Origin of the sequence: Rothia mucilaginosa (assembly GCF_049990865.1) — a bacterium.
Classification (GTDB): Bacteria; Actinomycetota; Actinomycetes; order Actinomycetales; family Micrococcaceae; genus Rothia; species Rothia mucilaginosa_I.
Genome location: NZ_CP188231.1, coordinates 322,907 through 344,156 on the forward strand (window position 1 = coordinate 322,907; position 21,250 = coordinate 344,156).

18 protein-coding genes are annotated in these 21,250 nt (G+C 56.2%); 17 read left to right on the forward strand and 1 reads right to left on the reverse strand.

Annotation, left to right across the window (positions count from 1 at the left end; genetic code table 11):
- Positions 1-13: 13 nt before the first annotated feature.
- The 5 genes from ACP3RB_RS01355 to tuf all read left to right on the forward strand — a co-directional run bounded on the left by ACP3RB_RS01355 (position 14) and on the right by tuf (position 7,183).
- A complete protein-coding gene (locus ACP3RB_RS01355) occupies positions 14-2,098 on the forward strand; it encodes a neutral/alkaline non-lysosomal ceramidase N-terminal domain-containing protein (protein WP_426699224.1) in 2,085 nt (694 codons plus the stop codon).
- 662 nt (positions 2,099-2,760) lie between these two features.
- Positions 2,761-3,135: a 30S ribosomal protein S12 gene (gene rpsL, locus ACP3RB_RS01360; protein ID WP_005504939.1), complete on the forward strand. Its 375-nt coding sequence runs from the start codon at positions 2,761-2,763 to the stop codon at positions 3,133-3,135.
- Positions 3,135-3,605 carry a 30S ribosomal protein S7 gene (gene rpsG, locus ACP3RB_RS01365; protein ID WP_005504941.1) on the forward strand — a complete coding sequence of 157 codons (471 nt, stop codon included), beginning with the start codon at positions 3,135-3,137 and terminating at the stop codon, positions 3,603-3,605. Before rpsL ends, rpsG begins: the two co-directional genes overlap by 1 nt.
- 72 nt (positions 3,606-3,677) lie before the next feature.
- The gene (gene fusA / locus ACP3RB_RS01370; protein ID WP_311447070.1) at positions 3,678-5,792 is read left to right on the forward strand and encodes an elongation factor G; all 2,115 of its coding nucleotides are present in this window, start codon (positions 3,678-3,680) and stop codon (positions 5,790-5,792) included.
- Between the two features lie 200 nt (positions 5,793-5,992).
- On the forward strand, positions 5,993-7,183 hold the full coding sequence (gene tuf, locus ACP3RB_RS01375) for an elongation factor Tu (RefSeq protein WP_005504946.1): 1,191 nt from the start codon (positions 5,993-5,995) through the stop codon (positions 7,181-7,183).
- Positions 7,184-7,915: 732 nt separating this feature from the next.
- On the opposite strand, the gene ACP3RB_RS01380 is transcribed toward tuf, so the two are convergent.
- Positions 7,916-11,356, reverse strand: a complete 3,441-nt coding sequence (locus tag ACP3RB_RS01380; protein ID WP_426699225.1) for a Fe2+/Zn2+ uptake regulation protein — start codon at positions 11,354-11,356, stop codon at positions 7,916-7,918.
- 486 nt (positions 11,357-11,842) lie between these two features.
- Between ACP3RB_RS01380 and rpsJ the strand changes: the two genes are divergently transcribed.
- From rpsJ to ACP3RB_RS01440, 12 genes are all read left to right on the forward strand, one after another.
- The gene (gene rpsJ, locus ACP3RB_RS01385) at positions 11,843-12,151 is read left to right on the forward strand and encodes a 30S ribosomal protein S10 (RefSeq protein WP_004005287.1); all 309 of its coding nucleotides are present in this window, start codon (positions 11,843-11,845) and stop codon (positions 12,149-12,151) included.
- Between the two features lie 13 nt (positions 12,152-12,164).
- Positions 12,165-12,821, forward strand: coding sequence for a 50S ribosomal protein L3 (rplC, locus tag ACP3RB_RS01390; protein ID WP_219100842.1), 657 nt, complete (start codon positions 12,165-12,167; stop codon positions 12,819-12,821).
- Between the two features lie 6 nt (positions 12,822-12,827).
- Positions 12,828-13,445: a 50S ribosomal protein L4 gene (gene rplD, locus ACP3RB_RS01395; protein WP_005504957.1), complete on the forward strand. Its 618-nt coding sequence runs from the start codon at positions 12,828-12,830 to the stop codon at positions 13,443-13,445.
- Entirely contained in the window at positions 13,445-13,747 is a 303-nt protein-coding gene (gene rplW, locus ACP3RB_RS01400) for a 50S ribosomal protein L23 (protein WP_005504959.1), read from the forward strand. Before rplD ends, rplW begins: the two co-directional genes overlap by 1 nt.
- 40 nt (positions 13,748-13,787) lie before the next feature.
- Complete coding sequence (rplB, locus tag ACP3RB_RS01405) at positions 13,788-14,624, forward strand: 50S ribosomal protein L2 (protein WP_060824424.1); 837 nt, start codon at positions 13,788-13,790, stop codon at positions 14,622-14,624.
- 12 nt (positions 14,625-14,636) lie between these two features.
- Entirely contained in the window at positions 14,637-14,918 is a 282-nt protein-coding gene (gene rpsS, locus ACP3RB_RS01410; protein ID WP_004005282.1) for a 30S ribosomal protein S19, read from the forward strand.
- Positions 14,919-14,978: 60 nt separating this feature from the next.
- A complete protein-coding gene (rplV, locus tag ACP3RB_RS01415) occupies positions 14,979-15,344 on the forward strand; it encodes a 50S ribosomal protein L22 (RefSeq protein WP_005504964.1) in 366 nt (121 codons plus the stop codon).
- Positions 15,345-16,142, forward strand: a complete 798-nt coding sequence (rpsC, locus tag ACP3RB_RS01420; RefSeq protein ID WP_005504966.1) for a 30S ribosomal protein S3 — start codon at positions 15,345-15,347, stop codon at positions 16,140-16,142.
- Entirely contained in the window at positions 16,143-16,562 is a 420-nt protein-coding gene (rplP, locus tag ACP3RB_RS01425; RefSeq protein ID WP_005504968.1) for a 50S ribosomal protein L16, read from the forward strand.
- Positions 16,563-16,567: 5 nt separating this feature from the next.
- Positions 16,568-16,807 carry a 50S ribosomal protein L29 gene (gene rpmC / locus ACP3RB_RS01430; protein ID WP_005504969.1) on the forward strand — a complete coding sequence of 80 codons (240 nt, stop codon included), beginning with the start codon at positions 16,568-16,570 and terminating at the stop codon, positions 16,805-16,807.
- A complete protein-coding gene (gene rpsQ / locus ACP3RB_RS01435; protein ID WP_012903053.1) occupies positions 16,804-17,076 on the forward strand; it encodes a 30S ribosomal protein S17 in 273 nt (90 codons plus the stop codon). The genes rpmC and rpsQ overlap by 4 nt, the downstream gene beginning before the upstream one ends.
- A 473-nt stretch (positions 17,077-17,549) precedes the next feature.
- Positions 17,550-20,441 (forward strand): LPXTG cell wall anchor domain-containing protein, encoded by a 2,892-nt coding sequence (locus ACP3RB_RS01440; RefSeq protein ID WP_426699226.1) that lies wholly within the window; start codon positions 17,550-17,552, stop codon positions 20,439-20,441.
- Positions 20,442-21,250: the final 809 nt, after the last annotated feature.

Sequence of the window (21,250 nt, forward strand, 5' to 3'; positions counted from 1 at the left end):
ACAGAATTCCTCCTTGTCTGCAGGGGAGCAAAAGCGCTCTTCTGTTTTTTCGCGTTTTAAGGCACCTGCGCATTCTCTTGCTCGTATTGGCGCGGCCTGCCTTATTGCTGCTTCTGCAATTCTTCCCGCAGGTCAGGTTGCAACTGCGGCCCCTGTTTCTCAGAGTGCTAGCGCTACCCCCTACCTGGTTGGTGCGGGTGCAGCGGATATTACCGGTGAGCCTGGTGAAGTCGGCTTCATGGGCTATGGCGACTCTTCACAGAAGGGTAGTGGCGTGCATACTCGTCAGTATGCGCGTGCTTTCATCGCTGTGGATCGCGCTTCGGGCAAGCGCAACCTCATTGTTGTGCTCGATACGCTGACCAGCTGGCAGTCGCTGCGCGATGAACTGGTTAAGCGTATCCGCGCTGAGTTTGGCCCCGCGTACGATGAGTCGAACATTATGATTACCGCGACCCACACCCACGCAACTCCGGGTGGCATTACGCACCAGAGCCTGTACAACATTACGACTCTGGGTTTCCATCAGGACACCTTCAACGCCCAGGTGGATGGTTCGCTGAAGGCAATCCGCCAGGCGACCAAGGATCTAGCTCCGGGTAACCTGACGATTTCTTCTTCGAAGCTGACTGGCGTGGGTGTTAATCGCTCCCGTGAGGCATTCAATCTGGACTCTCCTGAGCTTCGTTTCAAAATGCCCGGTGGTACCGATCCGACCAATATGACTCTGCGCCTGGAGCGTAACGGTAAGACTCGTGCGGTTCTGAATTGGTTCGCGATTCACCCGACGTCTTTGACCTCGAAGAATACTCTGATTTCGAGCGATAACAAGGGTTATGCGGAGTACCTGCTGGAGACTGAAGATCACGGCGTTGATCGCAATGTTCCCGGCAGTGGTGATGGTTTCGTTGCGGCGTTTGCAAATGCTAATGCTGGCGATGTTTCTCCGAATACCTGGCTGAAGCCGGGTCAGGGCCCGACTAATGATCAGTTCAAGAACGTGAAGATTCAGGGTGAGAAGCAGGCTAATGCAGTGCGTTCTCAGCTCAAGAGTGTGGGCACTCCGGTGGGTAAGGGCCTGGATTCGCGTATCTCGTACTTCAATTTCTCGGGTATGAACGTGGATGCCAAGTACACCGGTAGCGGCCATAATGAGCGTACCTGCCAGGGCTTCCTGGGTACTCCGTTTGGTGCCGGTTCCACTGAGGATGGCGGCGGTGGCTGGGCTGTCTATAAGGAAGGTTCGGGTCGCCCTTCTATTCTGGGTACTTTGGTGTTCACCCCGAGCGCGGCGCAGACGCGTTGCCAGCAGCCGAAGGGTATTCTCTTCTCTGCAAAAAATGGAACGATCATTCAGGAAAAGTATCCGGTGCAGATTATGCGCTTCGGTGACTACTACCTGCTGGGTATGCCCGGTGAGTTCACCGGCGCGGTGGGTGTGCAGTACCGCCAGGATGCTGCCAAGCTCTTCGGTGTTCCCGAATCGCACATTATTCTGCAGGGTTACACCAACGCCTACGACCACTACGTGACGACCCCTGAGGAGTATGACTCTCAGCAGTACGAGGGCGGTGCGACCCTCTTCGGTCGTTACACCTCCAGTGCGTTCCGCCAGACCATTAACATTGTCGGAACTTCGCTGAAGAACGGCACTCCGCTGGGCATTGGTGACCGCCCGAATGATCGCCGCCCGGTTGCCAGCCTGCAGGGTAAGGTCGTCTACGATACCCCCATGTTTGGTATGCGTTACGGCCAGGTCACTCAGCAGCCCCAGGATGCTATTGCCGGCCGCGAAGAGGTGACGGCTCGTTTTGCTGGTGCTCACCCGAATAACAACATGCATCACGATGGTAGCTACTTCGTGATTGAGCGTCGCGTGGGTAATACCTGGAAGTACTACACCGCCGATAACAACCCGGATACCTTCTTTGAGTGGAAGCGCATTGGTGTTTCGGCTTCTCAGGTGACGGTTCGCTGGAAGGTGCCGGCTAATACTCCTAAGGGGCAGTACCGCATCCGCTACTACGGCAACGCCAAGAAGAACTCGAAGACTATTACCCCGTTTGAGGGCCAGACTCGAGTCTTCCAAGTGGCATAGCCCAGTAGCCTCAGCGGACCTATAACTGAATACTCTCTTTCGGGAGGCGGGTGTAGCTAGGCGCTCGCCTCCCGTATTTGTTGATGCCGCCAAGAACCGTCGAGAGGGCTCTTGGCGGTTTTCTGCTTTAGATTGTGTCAAGGAGTCAAAGGAAGCAGGGGGGCAGTAGGGAACAGTAGGTGGAGTGATAAATCCCAAAGATGTAATTTAAGTGAGGCAAATCATTGGCTTTTAGCCTTAGATGGGGGCTTAAAAGCAAAGAATCCCAGCTCTAGCGCTAGATTAAGCGGGATTTAACCTGTATAGTCTTATCCGAAGTACTTGAGCTCGGTGCACAAGGATCCACCTCCGGTGGGTTTACGCGGGATATTTCCCGAGGGCACGGGCATGATGAATCAATGGCAGTATGGATACCGTCCTTTGGCGTTGCTTTTTGCTGACGCCTAAATGCCATTTTTAAGCGTGCCCAAAAACTTTTTCACCTCTGATGGTGGGGATTTTTAGCCCTGAGAACTCGCCGAGATGTCGAGGAACCTATAGAAACCAACCGGATATGCATCCGAGCGTTTCTGATAACCGAGAGCACCCATCCAACGTGATGGGGGCCAGTAAGTTTACACGGGATTTTCTAACGAAGAACCCGATCAAGCAACGGAGAAAACGTGCCTACTATTCAGCAGCTGGTCCGTAAGGGCCGGACTCCCAAGGTCGTTAAGACCAAGGCGCCCGCACTGAAGGGCAACCCCATGAAGCGTGGCGTGTGCACCCGTGTGTACACCACCACCCCGAAGAAGCCGAACTCGGCACTGCGTAAGGTCGCTCGTGTCAAGCTCAACGGCGGCGTCGAGGTTACCGCATACATTCCCGGTGAGGGTCACAACCTGCAGGAGCACTCGATCGTGCTCGTTCGCGGTGGTCGTGTGAAGGACCTCCCCGGTGTTCGCTACAAGATCGTTCGTGGCGCTCTGGATACCCAGGGTGTTAAGGGTCGCGGCCAGGCTCGCTCCCGCTACGGCGCTAAGAAGGAGAAGAAGTAATGCCTCGTAAGGGTCCCGCTCCCAAGCGTCCCCTCGTAAACGATCCTGTTTACGGTTCTGCACTGGTCACCCAGCTGATCAACAAGGTTCTGCTGGACGGCAAGAAGTCCGTCGCAGAGCGCATCGTCTACGGTGCCCTCGAGGGCGTCGAGAAGAAGACCGGTTCTGACCCGGTCGCAACCCTGAAGAAGGCTATGGACAACATCAAGCCTTCTCTCGAGGTTCGCTCCCGCCGCGTTGGCGGTGCAACCTACCAGGTTCCGGTTGAGGTTCGCCCCGGCCGTTCCACCGCTCTGGCTCTCCGCTGGCTCGTTGGCTTCTCCAAGCAGCGCCGCGAGAAGACCATGACTGAGCGTCTGATGAACGAGATCCTGGATGCATCCAATGGTCTCGGTGCCGCTGTGAAGCGTCGCGAGGACACTCACAAGATGGCCGAGTCCAACAAGGCCTTCGCACACTACCGCTGGTAATTCTCCGTTTAGAGCCTGCCGAGTCGATTCGAGTCGGCAGGCTTTCGGAGTATCTCATTTAGGGAGAATAACGTGGCACTTGACGTGTTCACCGACCTTAACAAGGTCCGCAACATCGGTATTATGGCGCACATCGACGCCGGTAAGACCACCACCACTGAGCGCATTCTGTTCTACACCGGTATTAACCACAAGATCGGTGAGACCCACGACGGCGCTTCCACCATGGACTGGATGGCTCAGGAGCAGGAGCGAGGTATTACCATTACCTCCGCAGCAACCACCTGCTTCTGGAAGGACAACCAGATCAACATTATCGACACCCCCGGTCACGTCGACTTCACCGTTGAGGTTGAGCGCTCCCTGCGCGTCCTCGACGGCGCAGTTGCTGTGTTCGACGGCAAGGAAGGTGTTGAGCCCCAGTCTGAGACCGTTTGGCGCCAGGCTGACAAGTACGATGTCCCCCGTATCTGCTTCGTCAACAAGATGGACAAGATGGGTGCTGACTTCTACTTCACCGTTCAGACCATCATCGACCGCCTGGGTGCACGCCCGCTGGTTGTTCAGCTCCCCATCGGTGCTGAGAGCGACTTCCTCGGTGTTGTCGACCTGCTCGAAATGAAGGCATACGTCTGGCCCGGCGACGCCAAGGGTGACGTGACCATGGGCTCCTCTTACGAGGTTCAGGAGATTCCTGCTGACCTGGTTGAGAAGGCTGAGCAGTACCGTGCTGAGCTGGTTGAGGCTGTTGCTGAGGCTAGCGAAGAGCTCATGGAGAAGTACCTCGAAGAGGGCGAGCTGACCATCCCCGAGATCAAGGCTGGTATCCGTCAGCTGGTTATCTCCGGCGAGGCATTCCCCGTTCTCTGTGGTTCTGCATTCAAGAACCGCGGTGTTCAGCCCATGCTGGACGCTGTGATCGAGTACCTGCCCTCCCCGCTGGACGTTCCGGACGTTGTCGGCTCCAACCCCTCCAACGAGGAAGAGAAGCTGACCCGTAAGGCATCCGCAGACGAGCCCTTCGCAGCACTGGCGTTCAAGGTTGCAGCTCACCCGTTCTACGGTCAGCTGACCTACACCCGTGTGTACTCCGGTACCGCAGCTCAGGGCCAGCAGGTTCTGAACTCCACCAAGGGTAAGAAGGAGCGCATCGGTAAGCTCTTCCAGATGCACTCCAACAAGGAGAACCCTGTTGAGGAGATCACCGCAGGTCACATTTACGCTGCGATCGGTCTGAAGGACACCACCACTGGTGACACCCTGTGCGACCCCGCACACCCGATTGTTCTCGAGTCGATGACCTTCCCCGATCCCGTGATCTTCGTGGCTATTGAGCCCAAGACCAAGGGTGACCAGGAGAAGATGTCTACCGCTATCCAGAAGCTTTCCGCTGAGGACCCCACCTTCACCGTTTCGCTGAACGAAGAAACCGGTCAGACCGAAATTGGTGGTATGGGTGAGCTGCACCTGGACATCATCGTTGACCGTATGAAGCGTGAGTTCAAGGTTGAGGCTAACGTTGGTAAGCCTCAGGTTGCTTACCGCGAGACCATCAAGAAGGCAGTCGAGAAGGTCGACTACACCCACAAGAAGCAGACCGGTGGTTCCGGTCAGTTCGCAAAGGTGCAGGTCTCCTTCGAGCCCCTGCCCCTGGATGGCGAAGAGCTGTACATGTTCGAGGACAAGGTCACCGGTGGCCGCGTTCCTCGCGAGTACATCCCCTCGGTCGACGCTGGTATCCAGGACGCTATGAAGTTCGGTGTCCTCGCTGGCTACCCGATGGTGGGCGTGAAGGCAACCCTGATTGATGGCGCTTACCACGACGTCGACTCCTCCGAAATGGCGTTCAAGATCGCTGGTTCGATGGTCTTCAAGGAAGGCGCTAAGCGCGCTAACCCGGTCCTGCTCGAGCCGCTGATGGACGTTGAGGTTCGTACCCCCGAGGAGTACATGGGCGACGTTATCGGCGACCTGAACTCCCGCCGTGGCCAGGTTCGTTCCATGGAGGACGCATCCGGCGTTAAGATCATCAAGGCTATCGTGCCCCTGACCGAAATGTTCGGTTACATTGGCGACCTGCGTGGTAAGACCCAGGGTCGTGCAGTGTTCTCGATGGCATTCGACAGCTACGGCGAGGTTCCCAAGAACGTCGCTGACGAGATCATCCAGAAGAGCCGCGGCGAGTAATTTCCGCGTCTCACCCGTGGGCCACGGGTCAAAAACCTGTGGCCCACGCTAAAATTTTCAATTAAATCCATTATTGAGAGCATGAACAGTTTCATCTCTGCGGCGTAATCCGCTATTGTAGACGCTAGACCGTTTTATAACGGGATGCGCCGGAGCGAAGATCCGCGTGCATGTTTTCAATCGTTCTAGGAGGAACACTCTTGGCTAAGGCTAAGTTCGAGCGCTCCAAGCCTCACGTTAACGTCGGTACCATTGGTCACGTTGACCACGGTAAGACCACCCTGACCGCAGCAATCTCCAAGGTTCTGGCTGACAAGTACCCGGACCTGAACGAGAAGCGTGACTTCGGTATGATCGACTCCGCTCCCGAGGAGCGCCAGCGCGGTATTACCATTAACATTGCTCACATCGAGTACCAGACCGAGAAGCGCCACTACGCACACGTTGACGCTCCCGGCCACGCTGACTACGTCAAGAACATGATTACCGGTGCGGCTCAGATGGACGGCGCAATCCTCGTGGTTGCAGCTACCGACGGCCCCATGGCACAGACCCGCGAGCACGTTCTGCTCGCTCGCCAGGTTGGCGTCCCCACCCTGCTGGTTGCACTGAACAAGGCAGACATGGTTGACGACGAAGAGCTCCTCGACCTCGTCGAGATGGAGGTCCGTGACCTCCTCTCCTCGCAGGAGTTCGACGGCGACAACGCTCCCGTTGTTCGCGTTTCCGCACTGAAGGCTCTCGAAGGCGACCCCGAGTGGGTTGCTAAGGTCGAGGAGCTCATGGACGCAGTCGACACCTACATTCCGGACCCCGTGCGTGAGAAGGACAAGCCCTTCCTCATGCCCATCGAGGACGTCTTCACCATCACCGGTCGTGGCACCGTTGTTACCGGTCGTGCAGAGCGCGGTACCCTGAAGATCAACTCCGAGGTCGAGATCGTCGGTATCCGCCCGATCCAGAAGACCACCGTTACCGGTATCGAGATGTTCCACAAGCAGCTCGACGAAGCATGGGCAGGCGAGAACTGTGGTCTGCTGCTGCGTGGTCTGAAGCGTGACGATGTTGAGCGTGGTCAGGTTGTCGTGGAGCCGGGCTCCATCACCCCCCACACCGAGTTCGAGGCAAACGTCTACATCCTCTCCAAGGATGAGGGTGGCCGTCACAACCCCTTCTACTCCAACTACCGTCCTCAGTTCTACTTCCGTACCACTGACGTGACCGGCGTTATCACCCTCCCCGAGGGCACCGAGATGGTTATGCCCGGTGACAACACCGAGATGACCGTTACCCTGATCCAGGAAATCGCAATGGAAGAGGGCCTCGGCTTCGCTATCCGTGAGGGTGGCCGCACCGTTGGTTCGGGTCGTGTTACCAAGATCATCAAGTAATTGCCGTAAATTTACGACAATTCGCTAAAGATCTGCCGGAGGGGAAACCCTCCACCAGGTAGCGATACTCAAGGACCCCCGCATCTGCGGGGGTCCTTTTGTTATGCCCTTCTGAAGAAACGGGGGAAGGTGAAGCTCTGTCTGCTTTTCTGCTGTGGAACCCATACACACGCGGTCATGGGCGCATAGTAGCCGCTGAGAGCTTCTGAGAGCTTCTGAGAGCCGCTGAGAGGAGCAAGAGGATAAAGCCCCGAAAGTCACGGTAGAAAACGCCAAGGGCAAGGGTTACGAGAGCTATCTATGCTGCACGGCTGATATTTCTTCTTAGGGACTTATCAAGGGCCTCCTACAGCGATGCGCCTTCGACGCCGGGACCGCAGATACAAGCCGCAGCGAATCTTCTCATTTCCCGCGTACTGCGAAGCCCCACGGGGCCCTACAGACAGAGAACGCTAACCTCCCTATAAGTGACTCAGGAACCGCACAAGCGCTCTTGCAGAGCACAAGCTGAGATGGTGAAGATAGGGAATCTGAGAAGCGAAGAACCAAAGCTGATTTCTCGGCGTGGTTCTCGGCGTGGAGAAAAAACTAAAGCTGGCTGCTTGAGAGTAAAGAAAAAACGGTTCCCAGCCCGAAGGCTGGGAACCGCAATTCGAATGACTGCCCCTCGGAAGGGACATAGGTAATCCTACTACAGAATGCTGTAGGAGCAGAACCTATACCTGCAACAGGCTAGATATTTTCTCCGTCACGAGGCTGGTAGCACTGCGGAGCAACCTGGTGCTGCTGTACCTGAGCGTTAGCCACCTGGTTCTGAGGGGAGGTACCTTCAGCCTGGGGCTCCTGAAGCTCCTGGGGGTAGTCAACAATCTGAGCGGAATCCTGCTGGGGTGCGACAGCATCCTGTTTATTCTGTCGAGCCAGCAGACGCCAGATAACGCCTGCGATGAGCAGAATAGAGATGATGAACAGGGTGAGCGGGTTCAGACCGTTGAGCAAAATTGCCAGGTCGAGGGTGACCAGGGCTGTTGCAATATAGGTCCAGACTCGGTCGAGCAGCAGAGCACTCAGGAGAGTCAGGGTGATGCCGAGGACCAGCACCACGATATCCGGGCCGTCAGCGGGAACTGCCCACGTTACCAGGGTGAGGAATACCTGCAGACCCAAAGCCCAGTACAAGGGAGCGTCCGATACCTGCGTATCCAACGGCTTCTTTGCAATGAGGTTGCTGAGGACCTTTGCAGTGGTGAACGCCAGGAGCGCCAGAAGAATAACCTCAAGAATCACACTCAGCGGGTTGTAGCTTAGGTAGTCAAGGACCAGACGGGCAATGAAAAGGGTAAACGCAACGGTGCCAATAGCCGGCAGGCTCTTAGGCTTAGAGACCGATACGAAGGACAGAGCAAACAAACCCCAGAGAAGGGCGTTGAGTTCCACCTGCTCGTAATCGAAAATCAAGCCGAAGAAGGTCATGAGTCCCAATGCGTACACTGCCGGAATCATAAGCAACGTATTGACCGGAGCGTAGATGGCTTGAGCCAAGGGACGGCGCGGCATAAAACGCGGATAGGGTGAACCAAGCGGACCGTGCATCGGCAGTTCAACCCTCCTGTTACCGGCGGGTACAGAGATGTACGGGCGAATAGTAGCCTTTGCGCCAGATACCTCGACCGGGAGCATCACCTTCAGAACGAAAAGGATAATAACGGCAAAGAGCGTGTAGTACCCCAGAAGAGTGACTTCCATGGTGCTCTTCTCTGCGTGGAAGAGATTCCACAGGGAGCCAATGCAGAAAACGGTAACGCTGATTGAAGCGCCAATCTGCATGTGAGGCGCCTTGAAGAAGATCGCCACCGCCCAGAGAACAACCAGGAGAGCCGGAGCAGCTACTGAAAGTAGAAGCTGATCAATATCTGCCACAGTGTGGATTGCGCTCAGTACAGCGCCAAGGGTGAAGAAGGTAGTGGCTGCGTACGCCTCGTAGATTCGCTTGGAACGTGCGTAGAGCAGTACGCTACACAGAGCTTGACCAGCCAGCAGAACAATGATGAGGAAGCTGACTACCGAATCCTTCACGTTGCCGCTGATGGCCAGCAGAACAACAGACCAGCAGATGGGGAAGCGAGCAATAGTGAGTAGCTCGGAACGGACCGAAGAACCTGCAGCCATGAAGAGGCCAAGTGCCAGGTAAATGACAGTCAGAACGGCAGGCAAAGCTACCGCAACATATTCTTTCTGCGGACCGAAGAGCAGATAGTGTCGAGAGCCAATCATGGCGATGGCGAGGGCTGTGTAAAGTGCGATACGCACGGCGCTGACCACGGTGGAGCGGGCAGACCCAACAACATCCGGAAGTTGCAGGGCTCGACCCAGCAGAAGAGCGCTCAGAGTGCTGACGAAAAGAACAGCTCCAGCGAACAGGGAGAAACTGATCCAGAAGCGGTCATGTACGGCACCATCAATAATGCTGATGCTATATCCGGCAAACAATGCGAAAACGCTCAAGATGAGGTATGCCGACATCTCGTTGAGTCGGTAGCTCACATTCTGCGCTGCCCCATTCTGAGAGAACGCAAAGGTCAAGAGCGCGATAGCTGAGCAGACCATAGCAAACATCAGAAGCGATTCAGAGGTCCGCATCTCAGGGATAAGAGCAAGGAAAAGCTGAATCATGCCGATGGCATAACCAATATTGCTGAGCACAGCTCCAGCAGTGCGCACCTCTGGGGCTTTAGTGCTGAGCAGGTAGATAACAATAGCAGCGGCAAAGAAGAGGTAGAAGGTGCCCTGATTATTGGGGGAGAGGTACATGGCAATCACAGGAATGATTGCCGCAAAAATCATGAGTACCAGAGGCTGAACTGCCTTGCGGTAGAGCAAGAAACTCACAATGCAGAGAACGCCAATAACCCAGGGAGCGGGGAAGAGCCCCTGCCGGCCTTCTGCATAGGGGAGGAAAGTGCTCCAGCGCGTTACATGTGCCGAGCTGTGAGTCGCATAGGCTGCGTAGAACGCATCCAGGACCGCCAAGAAGGAGAAGAAAACACCAACGCACGCGTCAACGGCAGGCAGCCATGCTTTCTTGTCGGCGCGAGGCTGAAGAGCATCCTGAGCCCAGGGAATAAGGGGCATCTGCTGATTCGGCGCTGCATGATCCTCGTGAGAGTCAACGCCCTCACCAAGGTTCTGCTGCAAACGCGGAACAAAAGCGTATACGGAAATCACGTTCACAAGCAGAACTGAAACGAAGAAAATGCTGGGGAACCACGGGCCGTGATTCGAATCCAGAACGAAGCACAGGACTGAAGCAATGGGGTAGACACGTGCCTGAGCGTAGTAATCCGCCGTGCCGTTCAGCCAGGTGAAAAGAATGGCGTGCACAGACATAACTGCGAAAGCAATACCCGTGTCTGCATAGCTCAAATCGCTGGTGAAAAAGAAAATAGCGATGGCGGTGGCAGGAACAAAAATGCGGGAAGAATCAACAAGACCTTCGCGGATACCCTTCGGGGCAGCGTTCGGGGCAAAGTGCAGAATCAGTCCCAGTACGGTGGCAACAACGGTCAACGAGACGAAATACCAAACGAACGGTAGAGCTGCCACCTTCGTAGCTGCCAACGAGTCCGAAACGATAAACGAAATCAGCAGGTACGCCATCACGCGGTTACGCATGAGAGTGCAGGCTCCCACAATGGCGGCTGTGCCAACCAGGGAGGTGAGAAGCCAGATGTAACGTCCCTCTGTCCAAATCTCAAGGACATAGACGGCGATACCGGTCAGAGGAATAAACGCCAGACCGGTTGCTGCAAAAGAGTAGGAAGCGATACGCAGACGCTCAACGAAACGGTAGGTGAGCAGACCAGCTCCGTAGAAGATAACTGCTCCAAGCGCCATTGCGAGGACACGGAAGATTGCCGTTTCATCCTGAGAAGAAGTCACTGAGGTGACAAAAAGACCCGCGGCGCCGATGAGCAGGAGCGAACCAATGTACAGAACAATATTGAGGAAGATATCCTCATTGACTCGGCGTCGCTGCGTAGGAGCCTGAGTATACGCACCCGATAGGGATGGGGGAGCATACAACCCGAGACCTTGCTGCTGAGCATACTGAGGGCTCTGAGACGAAGAATGAGAGCTAGAGGATGCCTGATGAGGTTGTGTCGGCTGAGACATGGTTTCTCCTTAGGCTGTAGTGATACTTCTACAATACGAGAGTCTTTAGGTCTAAAAGCTTTATTAAGAGCAATAAAGCGCATGGAACTTACTGAAAGTAGATTGAAAGCTCCCTGAGAGTTACATCGCGGGAGTACCCCCGGGTTGACAGAGATAGTTAAGTGTTCTTAAGCACTTAACTTGTGTTCGTATTGCATAAGGGCTCTATCTCTGAGAGAATTGACGACGTTGTCAAAGCGTCTACCTGCACTAAAGGTAGGCCCACGTATGACCCGGTCCGAAGGATGACGGGACGAGTTTGTCTAGAGCATAGGCGACACGCCCGAGTTCGGGGGTCGGTACTCAGACGGGGTGAGGAACCCGGCAAAGCCGGATTCAGTCCGTTCTGAGTGGCGCACGTGATGAATATATCGCGTTCCTTAAGCGCTATAACAAAGGGGCAAAAGCTCCGATACAGGGAATACATCAAGAAAGAGAGTCCGACAGATGGCGGGACAGAAAATCCGCATCCGTCTGAAGTCCTATGACCACGAGGTCATCGATTCTTCGGCACGGAAAATCGTCGAAACGGTAAAGGGCGCAGGCGCAACTGTAGTTGGCCCCGTGCCGCTGCCGACCGAGAAGAACGTTTACTGTGTTATCCGTTCTCCCCACAAGTACAAGGACAGCCGCGAGCACTTCGAGATGCGTACGCACAAGCGTCTGATCGACGTTGTTGATCCGACCCCCAAGGCTGTTGATGCCCTCATGCGTCTTGACCTGCCGGCAGACGTAAACATCGAGATCAAGCTGTAGAGGATCGCATCTAATGACTAACAAATTCGAGCGCCAGGTGAAGGGCCTGCTGGGCACCAAGCTCGGCATGACCCAGGTCTGGGACGAGGACGGCAAGTTTGTGCCCGTCACCGTCGTCAAGGCTGATTCTAACGTTGTTACCCAGATCCGTAACCAGGAAACTGACGGCTACGAAGCTGTTCAGATCGGTTTCGGTGCAATCGACTCTCGCAAGGTTACCAAGCCCCTGGCTGGTCACTTCGAGAAGGCCGGTGTTACCCCCCGTCGCCACCTCGTCGAGCTGCGTACCGCAGATGCTTCTGAGTATTCCCTCGGTCAGGAACTGACCGTTGAGCTCTTCGAAGCAGGCCAGAAGGTCGACGTCGTTGGTAAGACCAAGGGTAAGGGCTTCGCAGGTGTTATGAAGCGTCACGGCTTCAAGGGTGTTGGCGCGTCTCACGGTCAGCACAAGAACCACCGTAAGCCCGGTTCCATCGGTGGCGCATCCTACCCCGCACGCGTGTTCAAGGGTATGCGCATGGCTGGCCGTATGGGCGCAGCACGTCACACTACCTTGAACCTGACTATCCAGGGTGTGGACGCAGAGAACAATGTCCTGCTGATCAAGGGCGCAATCCCCGGTCCCAAGGGCGGCGTTGTTCTGGTTCGTACCGCTGTGAAGGGAGCCTAATACATCATGGCTGTTAAGACCCTTAAGGTAGACCTGCCCGCAGAGATTTTCGACGCGCAGGCATCCGTGCCCCTGCTGCACCAGGTTGTTGTTGCACAGCTCGCTGCTGCACGCCAGGGCACCCACAAGACCAAGAACCGCGGCGAGGTTTCCGGTGCAGGCCGTAAGCCCTTCAAGCAGAAGGGTACCGGTAACGCACGTCAGGGCTCCATCCGTGCACCGCACATGACCGGCGGTGGCGTTGTTCACGGTCCGACCCCGCGTAACTACGCACAGCGCACCCCCAAGAAGATGATCGCCGCTGCACTGCGCGGTGCTCTCTCCGATCGCGCTCGTCACGACCGCGTCCACGTTGTCGAGAACTTCATCTCCGGTGAAACCCCCTCGACCAAGGCTGCAAAGGCTGCATTCGCAGCTATCACCGAGCGCAAGAACATCCTTCTTGTGATTGCTCGTGCAGAGGACGTTGTGGCTCTGTCCGCACGTAACCTGGAGAACGTCCACGTTCTGTACGCAGATCAGCTCAACACCTACGATGTGCTGGTTTCTGACGACGTGGTCTTCACCAAGGCAGCATTCGACGCATTCGTTGCTGCAGCTCAGAAGAAGGAGGGCGCTAAGTAATGAGCGTTTCCACCAAGTCTGTATACGACGTGATCATCGCTCCCGTCGTTTCCGAGAAGAGCTACGGTCAGCTCGACGAAGGTAAGTACACCTTCGAGGTCGCAACCGATTCCAACAAGCTGGAAATCAAGCAGGCCATCGAGAAGATCTTTGACGTCAAGGTTGCTTCCGTCAACACCATCAACCGTCAGGGCAAGCGCAAGCGCACCCGTTTCGGTTGGGGCGCTCGCAAGAACACCAAGCGTGCGATTGTGACCCTCAAGGAAGGCACCATCGACATCTTCGGCGGTCCGCAGGCATAAGCCCCGCGGAGACCACTTTAACGAAGGAAGAAATATCTAAATGGGTATTCGTAAGTACAAGCCGACGACCCCGGGTCGCCGCGGTTCGAGCGTTGCTGATTTCTCCGAGATCACCCGCTCCACCCCGGAAAAGTCCCTGCTTCGTCCGCTTCACAAGACCGGCGGCCGTAACAACACCGGCCGCATCACCACCCGTCACAAGGGTGGCGGCCACAAGCGCCAGTACCGTCTGATCGACTTCCGTCGTCACGACAAGGACGGCGTTAACGCACGCGTTGCACACATCGAGTACGATCCCAACCGTACCGCTCGCATCGCGCTGCTGCACTACGTCGATGGTTCCAAGCGCTACATCATCGCTCCGAACAAGCTCGCTCAGGGCGACATCGTCGAGTCCGGCCCCGCAGCTGACATCAAGCCCGGTAACAACCTGCCCCTGCGCAACATCCCCGTTGGTACCGTGATTCACTGTGTCGAGCTCCGCCCCGGTGGCGGCGCAAAGCTGGCACGTTCCGCAGGTGCTTCTGTACAGCTGGTTGCTAAGGAAGGCAAGTACGGTCAGCTCCGTCTGCCCTCCGGCGAAATCCGCAACGTGGATGTTCGCTGCCGCGCAACCGTTGGTGAAGTTGGCAACGCTGAGCAGTCCAACATCAACTGGGGTAAGGCAGGCCGTAACCGCTGGAAGGGCATCCGCCCGACCGTCCGTGGTGTGGTCATGAACCCGGTTGACCACCCGCACGGTGGTGGTGAAGGTAAGACCTCCGGTGGTCGTCACCCGGTTAACCCCAACGGTAAGCCCGAGGGTCGTACCCGCCGTCCCAACAAGGAAAGCGACAAGCTCATCGTTCGTCGCCGTCGTACTGGCAAGAAGCGCTAAGGAGCCTGAAACATGCCTCGTAGTTTGAAGAAGGGCCCTTTCGTTGATCAGCACCTCTACCTGAAGGTTGCAGCTCAGAACGAGAAGGGCACCAAGAACGTAATCAAGACTTGGTCGCGTCGCTCGATGATTATCCCCGACATGCTCGGTCACACCATCGCAGTGTACGACGGTCGCAAGCACGTGCCGGTGTTCATCACCGAGTCGATGGTTGGTCACAAGCTCGGTGAGTTTGCTCCGACCCGCACTTTCCGCAGCCACGTGAAGGACGACCGTAAGGGCAAGCGTCGCTAATCGGTTCACACCGATAAGCTAACGTTTCCCTTTCGGCAATAGACGAAAGAGAGATAGGCAATGGAAGCCAAGGCATCAGCGCGTTTCGTTCGCGTTACGCCTATGAAGGCCCGCCGTGTCGTCAACCTGATCCGTGGTAAGCAGGCGGAAGAGGCTCTGGCGATTCTGAAGTTCGCCCCCCAGGCAGCTTCGGAACCGGTATACAAGATCGTTGCTTCGGCAGTAGCTAACGCTCGTCAGAAGGCAACCCAGCAGGGTCTGCCCTTCCGCGAGGAAGAGCTGTTCATTAGCGAAGCATTCGTGAACGAGGGCCCGACCATGAAGCGCATTCAGCCCCGCGCTCAGGGTCGCGCATACCGAATCAACAAGCGCACCAGCCACATCACCGTGGTAGTTGCTACCCCGGAGAAGGAGGAGGACCGCTAAATGGGTCAGAAAATTCACCCGAACGGTTTCCGACTGGGCATCACCACTGACCACGTCTCCAAGTGGTTCGCTGATTCCAACAAGCCCGGCGAGCGTTACGCTGACTTCGTCCGCGAGGACGTAAAGATCCGCGAGCTGCTGGCAAAGAACCTGGATCGCGCAGGCGTTGCAAAGGTCGAGATCGAGCGTACCCGTGACCGCGTGCGTGTGGACATCCACACCGCTCGTCCCGGTATCGTGATTGGCCGCCGTGGCGCAGAAGCAGACCGCATCCGCGGCGAGCTCGAGAAGCTCACCAACAAGCAGATTCAGCTGAACATCCTCGAGGTTGCTAACCCCGACCTCTCCGCTCAGCTGGTTGCACAGAGCATCGCAGAGCAGCTCGCATCGCGTGTTGCATTCCGCCGTGCAATGAAGAAGGCAATCCAGTCCGCACAGCGTGCAGGCGCAAAGGGTATCCGTATCCAGTGCTCCGGCCGTCTGGGTGGCGCTGAAATGTCCCGTTCCGAGTTCTACCGCGAAGGCCGTGTGCCCCTGCACACCCTGCGTGCGAACATCGACTACGGCTTCTTCGAGGCTAAGACCACCTTCGGTCGCATCGGCGTGAAGGTCTGGATCTACAAGGGCGACCTGACCGACAAGGAGCTGGCAGCTCAGCAGGCAGCAAACAACCGCCGTGGCAACCGCCGCGATGGTGACCGCCGCCGCCAGGGCAACCGTGGTCCTCGTCGCGAGCGCCGCAACGAGAACGCTTCGGCAAAGGTCGAGGCCAAGACTGCAGAGAACGGTGAGGCATAAATGCTTATTCCCCGTCGAGTAAAGTACCGCAAGCAGCACCACCCCAAGCGTAGTGGTCTCGCAAAGGGCGGCACCGAGGTTAGCTTCGGTGAGTGGGGTATTCAGGCCCTGTCGCCCGCATACGTGACCAACCGCCAGATTGAGGCTGCACGTATCGCAATGACCCGTCACATCAAGCGTGGCGGTAAGGTCTGGATCAACATTTATCCCGACCGTCCGCTGACCAAGAAGCCTGCTGAAACCCGTATGGGTTCCGGTAAGGGTTCGCCCGAGTGGTGGGTCGCAAATGTCAAGCCGGGTCGAGTCATGTTTGAACTCTCCGGTGTGTCCGAAGAAGTGGCTCGCGAGGCAATGCGCCTGGCAATCCACAAGCTCCCGATGAAGGCACGTGTTGTGCGTCGCCGCGAAGGTGGTGAATAAGCGAGATGGCAGTAGGATCCAAGGACCTGAGCATCGATAAGCTCGCAGAGCTCTCCAACGAAGAGCTGGCTGCAAAGCTGAGCGAAGCGAAGAAGGAACTCTTCAACATCCGCTTCCAGGAAGTCACCGGTCAGGCTAACGCAGGTCGTCGCCGCACTATCAAGCGCGACATCGCACGTATCTACACCGTGCTGCGTGAGCGCGAGCTCGGTATTCGTCCCGCAACTGAAGGTGAGTCCAAGTGAGTGAAGTAAAGAACGAAGAGCGCGGCTACCGCAAGACCCGCCGCGGCTACGTTGTCTCCGACAAGATGGACAAGACCGTTGTCGTCGAGGTCGAGGACCACGTTAAGCACGCACTGTACGGCAAGGTCGTTCGCCGTAGCTCCAAGATCAAGGCACACGACGAGCAGAACACTGCTGGTATTGGTGACCTCGTTCTGATTGCAGAGACCCGTCCGCTGTCCGCTTCCAAGCGCTGGCGTATCGTGGAGATCATCGAGAAGGCTAAGTAAGCCCTTTTCATGACTCTCTGCTAGAGCAATAGAAGAACCCCTCTCTTACCTAGGTAGGAGAGGGGTTCTTTGCGTTTAACCTTGTGCGGGAAAACCCGGGAAGGTGCCCTAGGACATGGGGCAATAACAGGCGCTATGACAACAGCTGTCATAAATGCCTTGATATGTCATACGAGAAAGTAATATTTTTTCTCTCGATTCGCTGGTGTAGCCCATGAGTAGACGCTGCTAGGCAAGAAAAGCGCATGTGGAGACGGAATTGTGGTGAAAAAATGAAAAATAGTGCGTGAGTAAGGTGCCTAGAAACTATGACTTCTGAGGAACAGCACTTGAAAATAACCTGATTGGGCACTTATTATCAACTTTATAGTTGCTTAGCATAACCTTGCCTAATAATTGGTGGGGTGGCTCTGCACCTTCCGGAGGTTGCACGACCTTTGGAGAAGTACCACTACACATCATCGAGGATCAGCATGACTTCTTCACCCAAGCCCTCACGTAAGTTGCTCGCCATTGCTGGCGCACTTTCCGTTGTTGCAGGCTCTTTTGCTACCGTTCCCGCTACCTTTGCGGCAAATGTCTCCGCATCCGTTCCCGGCGGGAACTCCCAGACCGCTACTGAGGAATGCCGTCACATCGCAGTAAGCGCTACCCAGTACCAGGGTCTGCCCGGCCAGTACCAGCTGGCATACTCGGCAGCAACCTCCTCCCTCTACACTTCCTTCTCCTCCGGACGCCCGCCGATTCTGACCGGTGGCGTCGGCACCTGGAACGTTGCATCCACCCCGAGCCTTGCCACTGTCTACCAGTTCCCGACCGCGGACTTTATTGGACGTGGTGCTACCGCACCGACCGGTAAGCAGATCGAATCTCCCTACGGTATTGCCTACGACGAAGCAACCGGATACGTATGGGTGACCCAGACCCGTGTCAACAAGGTATCTGTCTTCGATCCCGCGACCAACAAGATTATTTGGAGTAGCGCAGAAGGCGATGTCAACCACCCGCGTGAGGTACGCATCGACCCCTCTAGCGGCAAGGTCTTCGTATCTGGCTCCGGCGGCATTAGCGTCTTCGACACCACCCTGCACGCCCTGGTCAAGAAGATTGAATTCACCGACGCCAAGGGTGAATCTGACATCGCAATGAACATGCACGTAGACTCCGCTGACGGCAAGCTCTACGTGCCCTCCCTGAGCGCCGGCACCGTGAAGGTGATTGACACCAAGAGCTACGAGGTCGAGAAGACCATTCAGCTGCACAAGGAAAATGCTGAAGCTGCTCTGAACCCCTCGGACGTCACTATTGACAAGTCCCTGAAGGAAATCTACGTCAGCTCCCAGGGTGACCGTAAGGGCGCTAACTCCGGTATCACCGTCTACGACCTGGAAACCGGCGCCTACAAGAAGACCATTCCTTTCGGCACCCAGGCCCTCGCCCTCGCCTCCGACGAAGCCCGTGACCTGCTGTACGTGACCGATTACGGCACCGGTAACGTCGGTGTTGTTGATGCACGAACCGGCACCGTTGTTTCTCAGGTGTCTACCGGCGCAACCAGCGGCGCAAATGATGTTCTGGTCACTGCAGACGGCAGCGCATACGCTGTAGCACGCAGCATCGAAGGCGCTTCCGCTATCGAAACCGACTACACCATCGATAAGACCACCGGCGAATACCGCACCTCTAGCACCGAGCCCAAGGGTAAGGACAACGCAGATTCCCCGATCGTTCCCGGCGTCATGGTGAAGATCAACACCACCGTTGAAACCACCGCAAAGCCTGCCGCACAGACTTCTTCTGAAGAACTGGTGAAGACCTACGCCGACGGCGCTAAGCTGTACGCTACGAAGGACTGGACCACCGGCGAAACCCTGAAGCTGCGTGGTGAAGGCTTTAAGACTCAGGACGGTTCAAAGGGTTCCGTACTCGCAGTCAAGCTGAACAAGGGCCGCATCTCCGCGAAGGAAGAGCCGAAGTTCAACGGCGCTGACGGTAACAGCGCAGGCGTCTGGGCGTACATCCAGGCAGATGAGAATGGTAACTTCACCACTGAGCTGCCGTACCCGACCACTGAGAACTCCAACCTGACGGAAAACCTGAAGAGCGGCGATAAGGTATCGGTCTTCCTGCTCTCCGGCTCCATGGTTGAAGGTGATACCGCACGTGGTGGTGAAGCGCTCTCCGCAACTGTTGCAGAGAAGAAGGCAAACACCGCTGAGACCTGCGCACCGGCAGAAACCACCCAGGTCGCTGCTGCTCCTTCTGGCGTGACTACCACTTACCCCGCCGGCACTAAGCTGAGCCTGCCTGATAGCAACGAGCCCACCCCGGCTCCGAGCGAGTCTGCTAAGCCTGAGCCGACTACTCCGGCTCCGAGCGAGTCTGCTAAGCCTGAGCCGACTACTCCGGCTCCGAGCGAGTCTGCTAAGCCTGAGCCGACTACTCCGGCTCCGAGCGAGTCTGCTAAGCCTGAGCCGACTACTCCGGCTCCGAGCGAGTCTGCTAAGCCTGAGCCGACTACTCCGGCTCCGAGCGAGTCCGCTAAGCCCGAACCCAGCACCCCGGCACCCTCCGAAAGTGCAGAGTCCAATGAAGTTGTACACGAGTACAAGGACGGCGCTAAGGTTTACTTCCCCAAGACCTGGGACGGCCAGAAGCTGACCTTCCGTGGTGAAGGCTTCAAGACTCGGGATGGCAAGGGCTCCATCATCGCCGTCAAGCTGAACAAGGGCGCTATTTCTGCAAAGGAAGAGCCTAAGCTCGAAGGCGTTGAAGGCAATAGCGCAGGAGTCTGGGCTTACATCAAGGCGGACGAAAACGGTAACTTCACCGCAACTATCGACCGCCCCACCGTGGCAAACTCTAACCTGACTGAAGAACTGAAGACCGGCGATCGCATTGCTATCTACCTGCTCTCCGGCTCTCTGGCAGAGAACGATAATGCACGTGGTGGTGTGGCTGCAGAGTACACCTTCAGCATCGAGAACCAGGCACCTGCGCCGAAGGCCTCTGAACCGAAGGCATCCGAGTCGGCTAACGCACCTGTAGCTAACCCCTCTGCTGCTCCGTCTGCACCTGCAGATGCCAAGGAACAGGCAAAGGACCAGCCTGCTAAGGATCAGTCCAAGGCTCCCGCAGATTCTCTGAACTCCGAGACCCAGAAGAAGGACAGCACCGCCCCGAAGACCTCCGGCTCTTCGTCGCAGAATGTCACCTCTTCCAGCAACGGCTCCACCTCTTCGAACTCCTCGAAGTCTTCGCTGGCTAACACCGGTGCTTCGGGCGTAGTCGTTGCAGCCGGAATTGGCGTCCTTGCCCTGGTCGTTGGTGCAACTGTACTGGTAGCACGTCGCCGCAAGGCATAGTCCGTACCCCACGGTAGCCCACGCTACTGCCGCTCGGTAGTAGTGAAAGAGGTAGAGCGGGATCTGCTAGATAATCAAGCACCCGATTGACTCTCTGAAACTGCCGATACACACTGAAAGGGGCGGTACCCATCAAAGCGATGGGTACCGCCCCTTTCAGTTTGTCCGTATGCCTGTTATTTAGGCGGAAGGCCTCGACCAGGGTCAGAAGTAGCAGCGGGGAAGAGGGAATGAGTAGAGATGCAGGAAGGCGAGGCGCCCCCCTGTACTAGCCCCGCCTATATTTGACGAGTTAACAGCCCCCAGAGAATGAAATGTAGGGTTCTAGCGCCTCAGATATAAAGAAAACCCGCACCGAAGTGCGGGTTTAGTGTCAAAGCGAGGTTCGGTCCCTAGACAAACGGATTAGCGAGGAAAAAGGGACCCAAGAAATCTGTCCGATAAGGACCGAACCTCTTATTTGACGCATGCGTCTCTTCTATTATGGTACATCTCGCTGATTTTCGCACCTCGAAGCGCGTTTATTACCAAAAAACTTGTTTTTTGAAAAAACGACCCTTAATTTCTAAATTTTTGAGCAGATTTTTTCAGAATACTGCTTTGATAGGGGGTCAGAGGTGACGAAATATTACGGAATTCATGGCTCTAGACACCTCAGGGTAAGCTTATAAATTCTCTAAGCTGTCAACATCTCTAGTTTGATGTCTATTGTGGTTATTATATGTAGAATGCAAAGCCTTCCTTGAGTAAATCCACCCTGCTCAGAGCCTGGGGGAGAGCAATATGTACTGCTGATAGAGGGTGTCTTA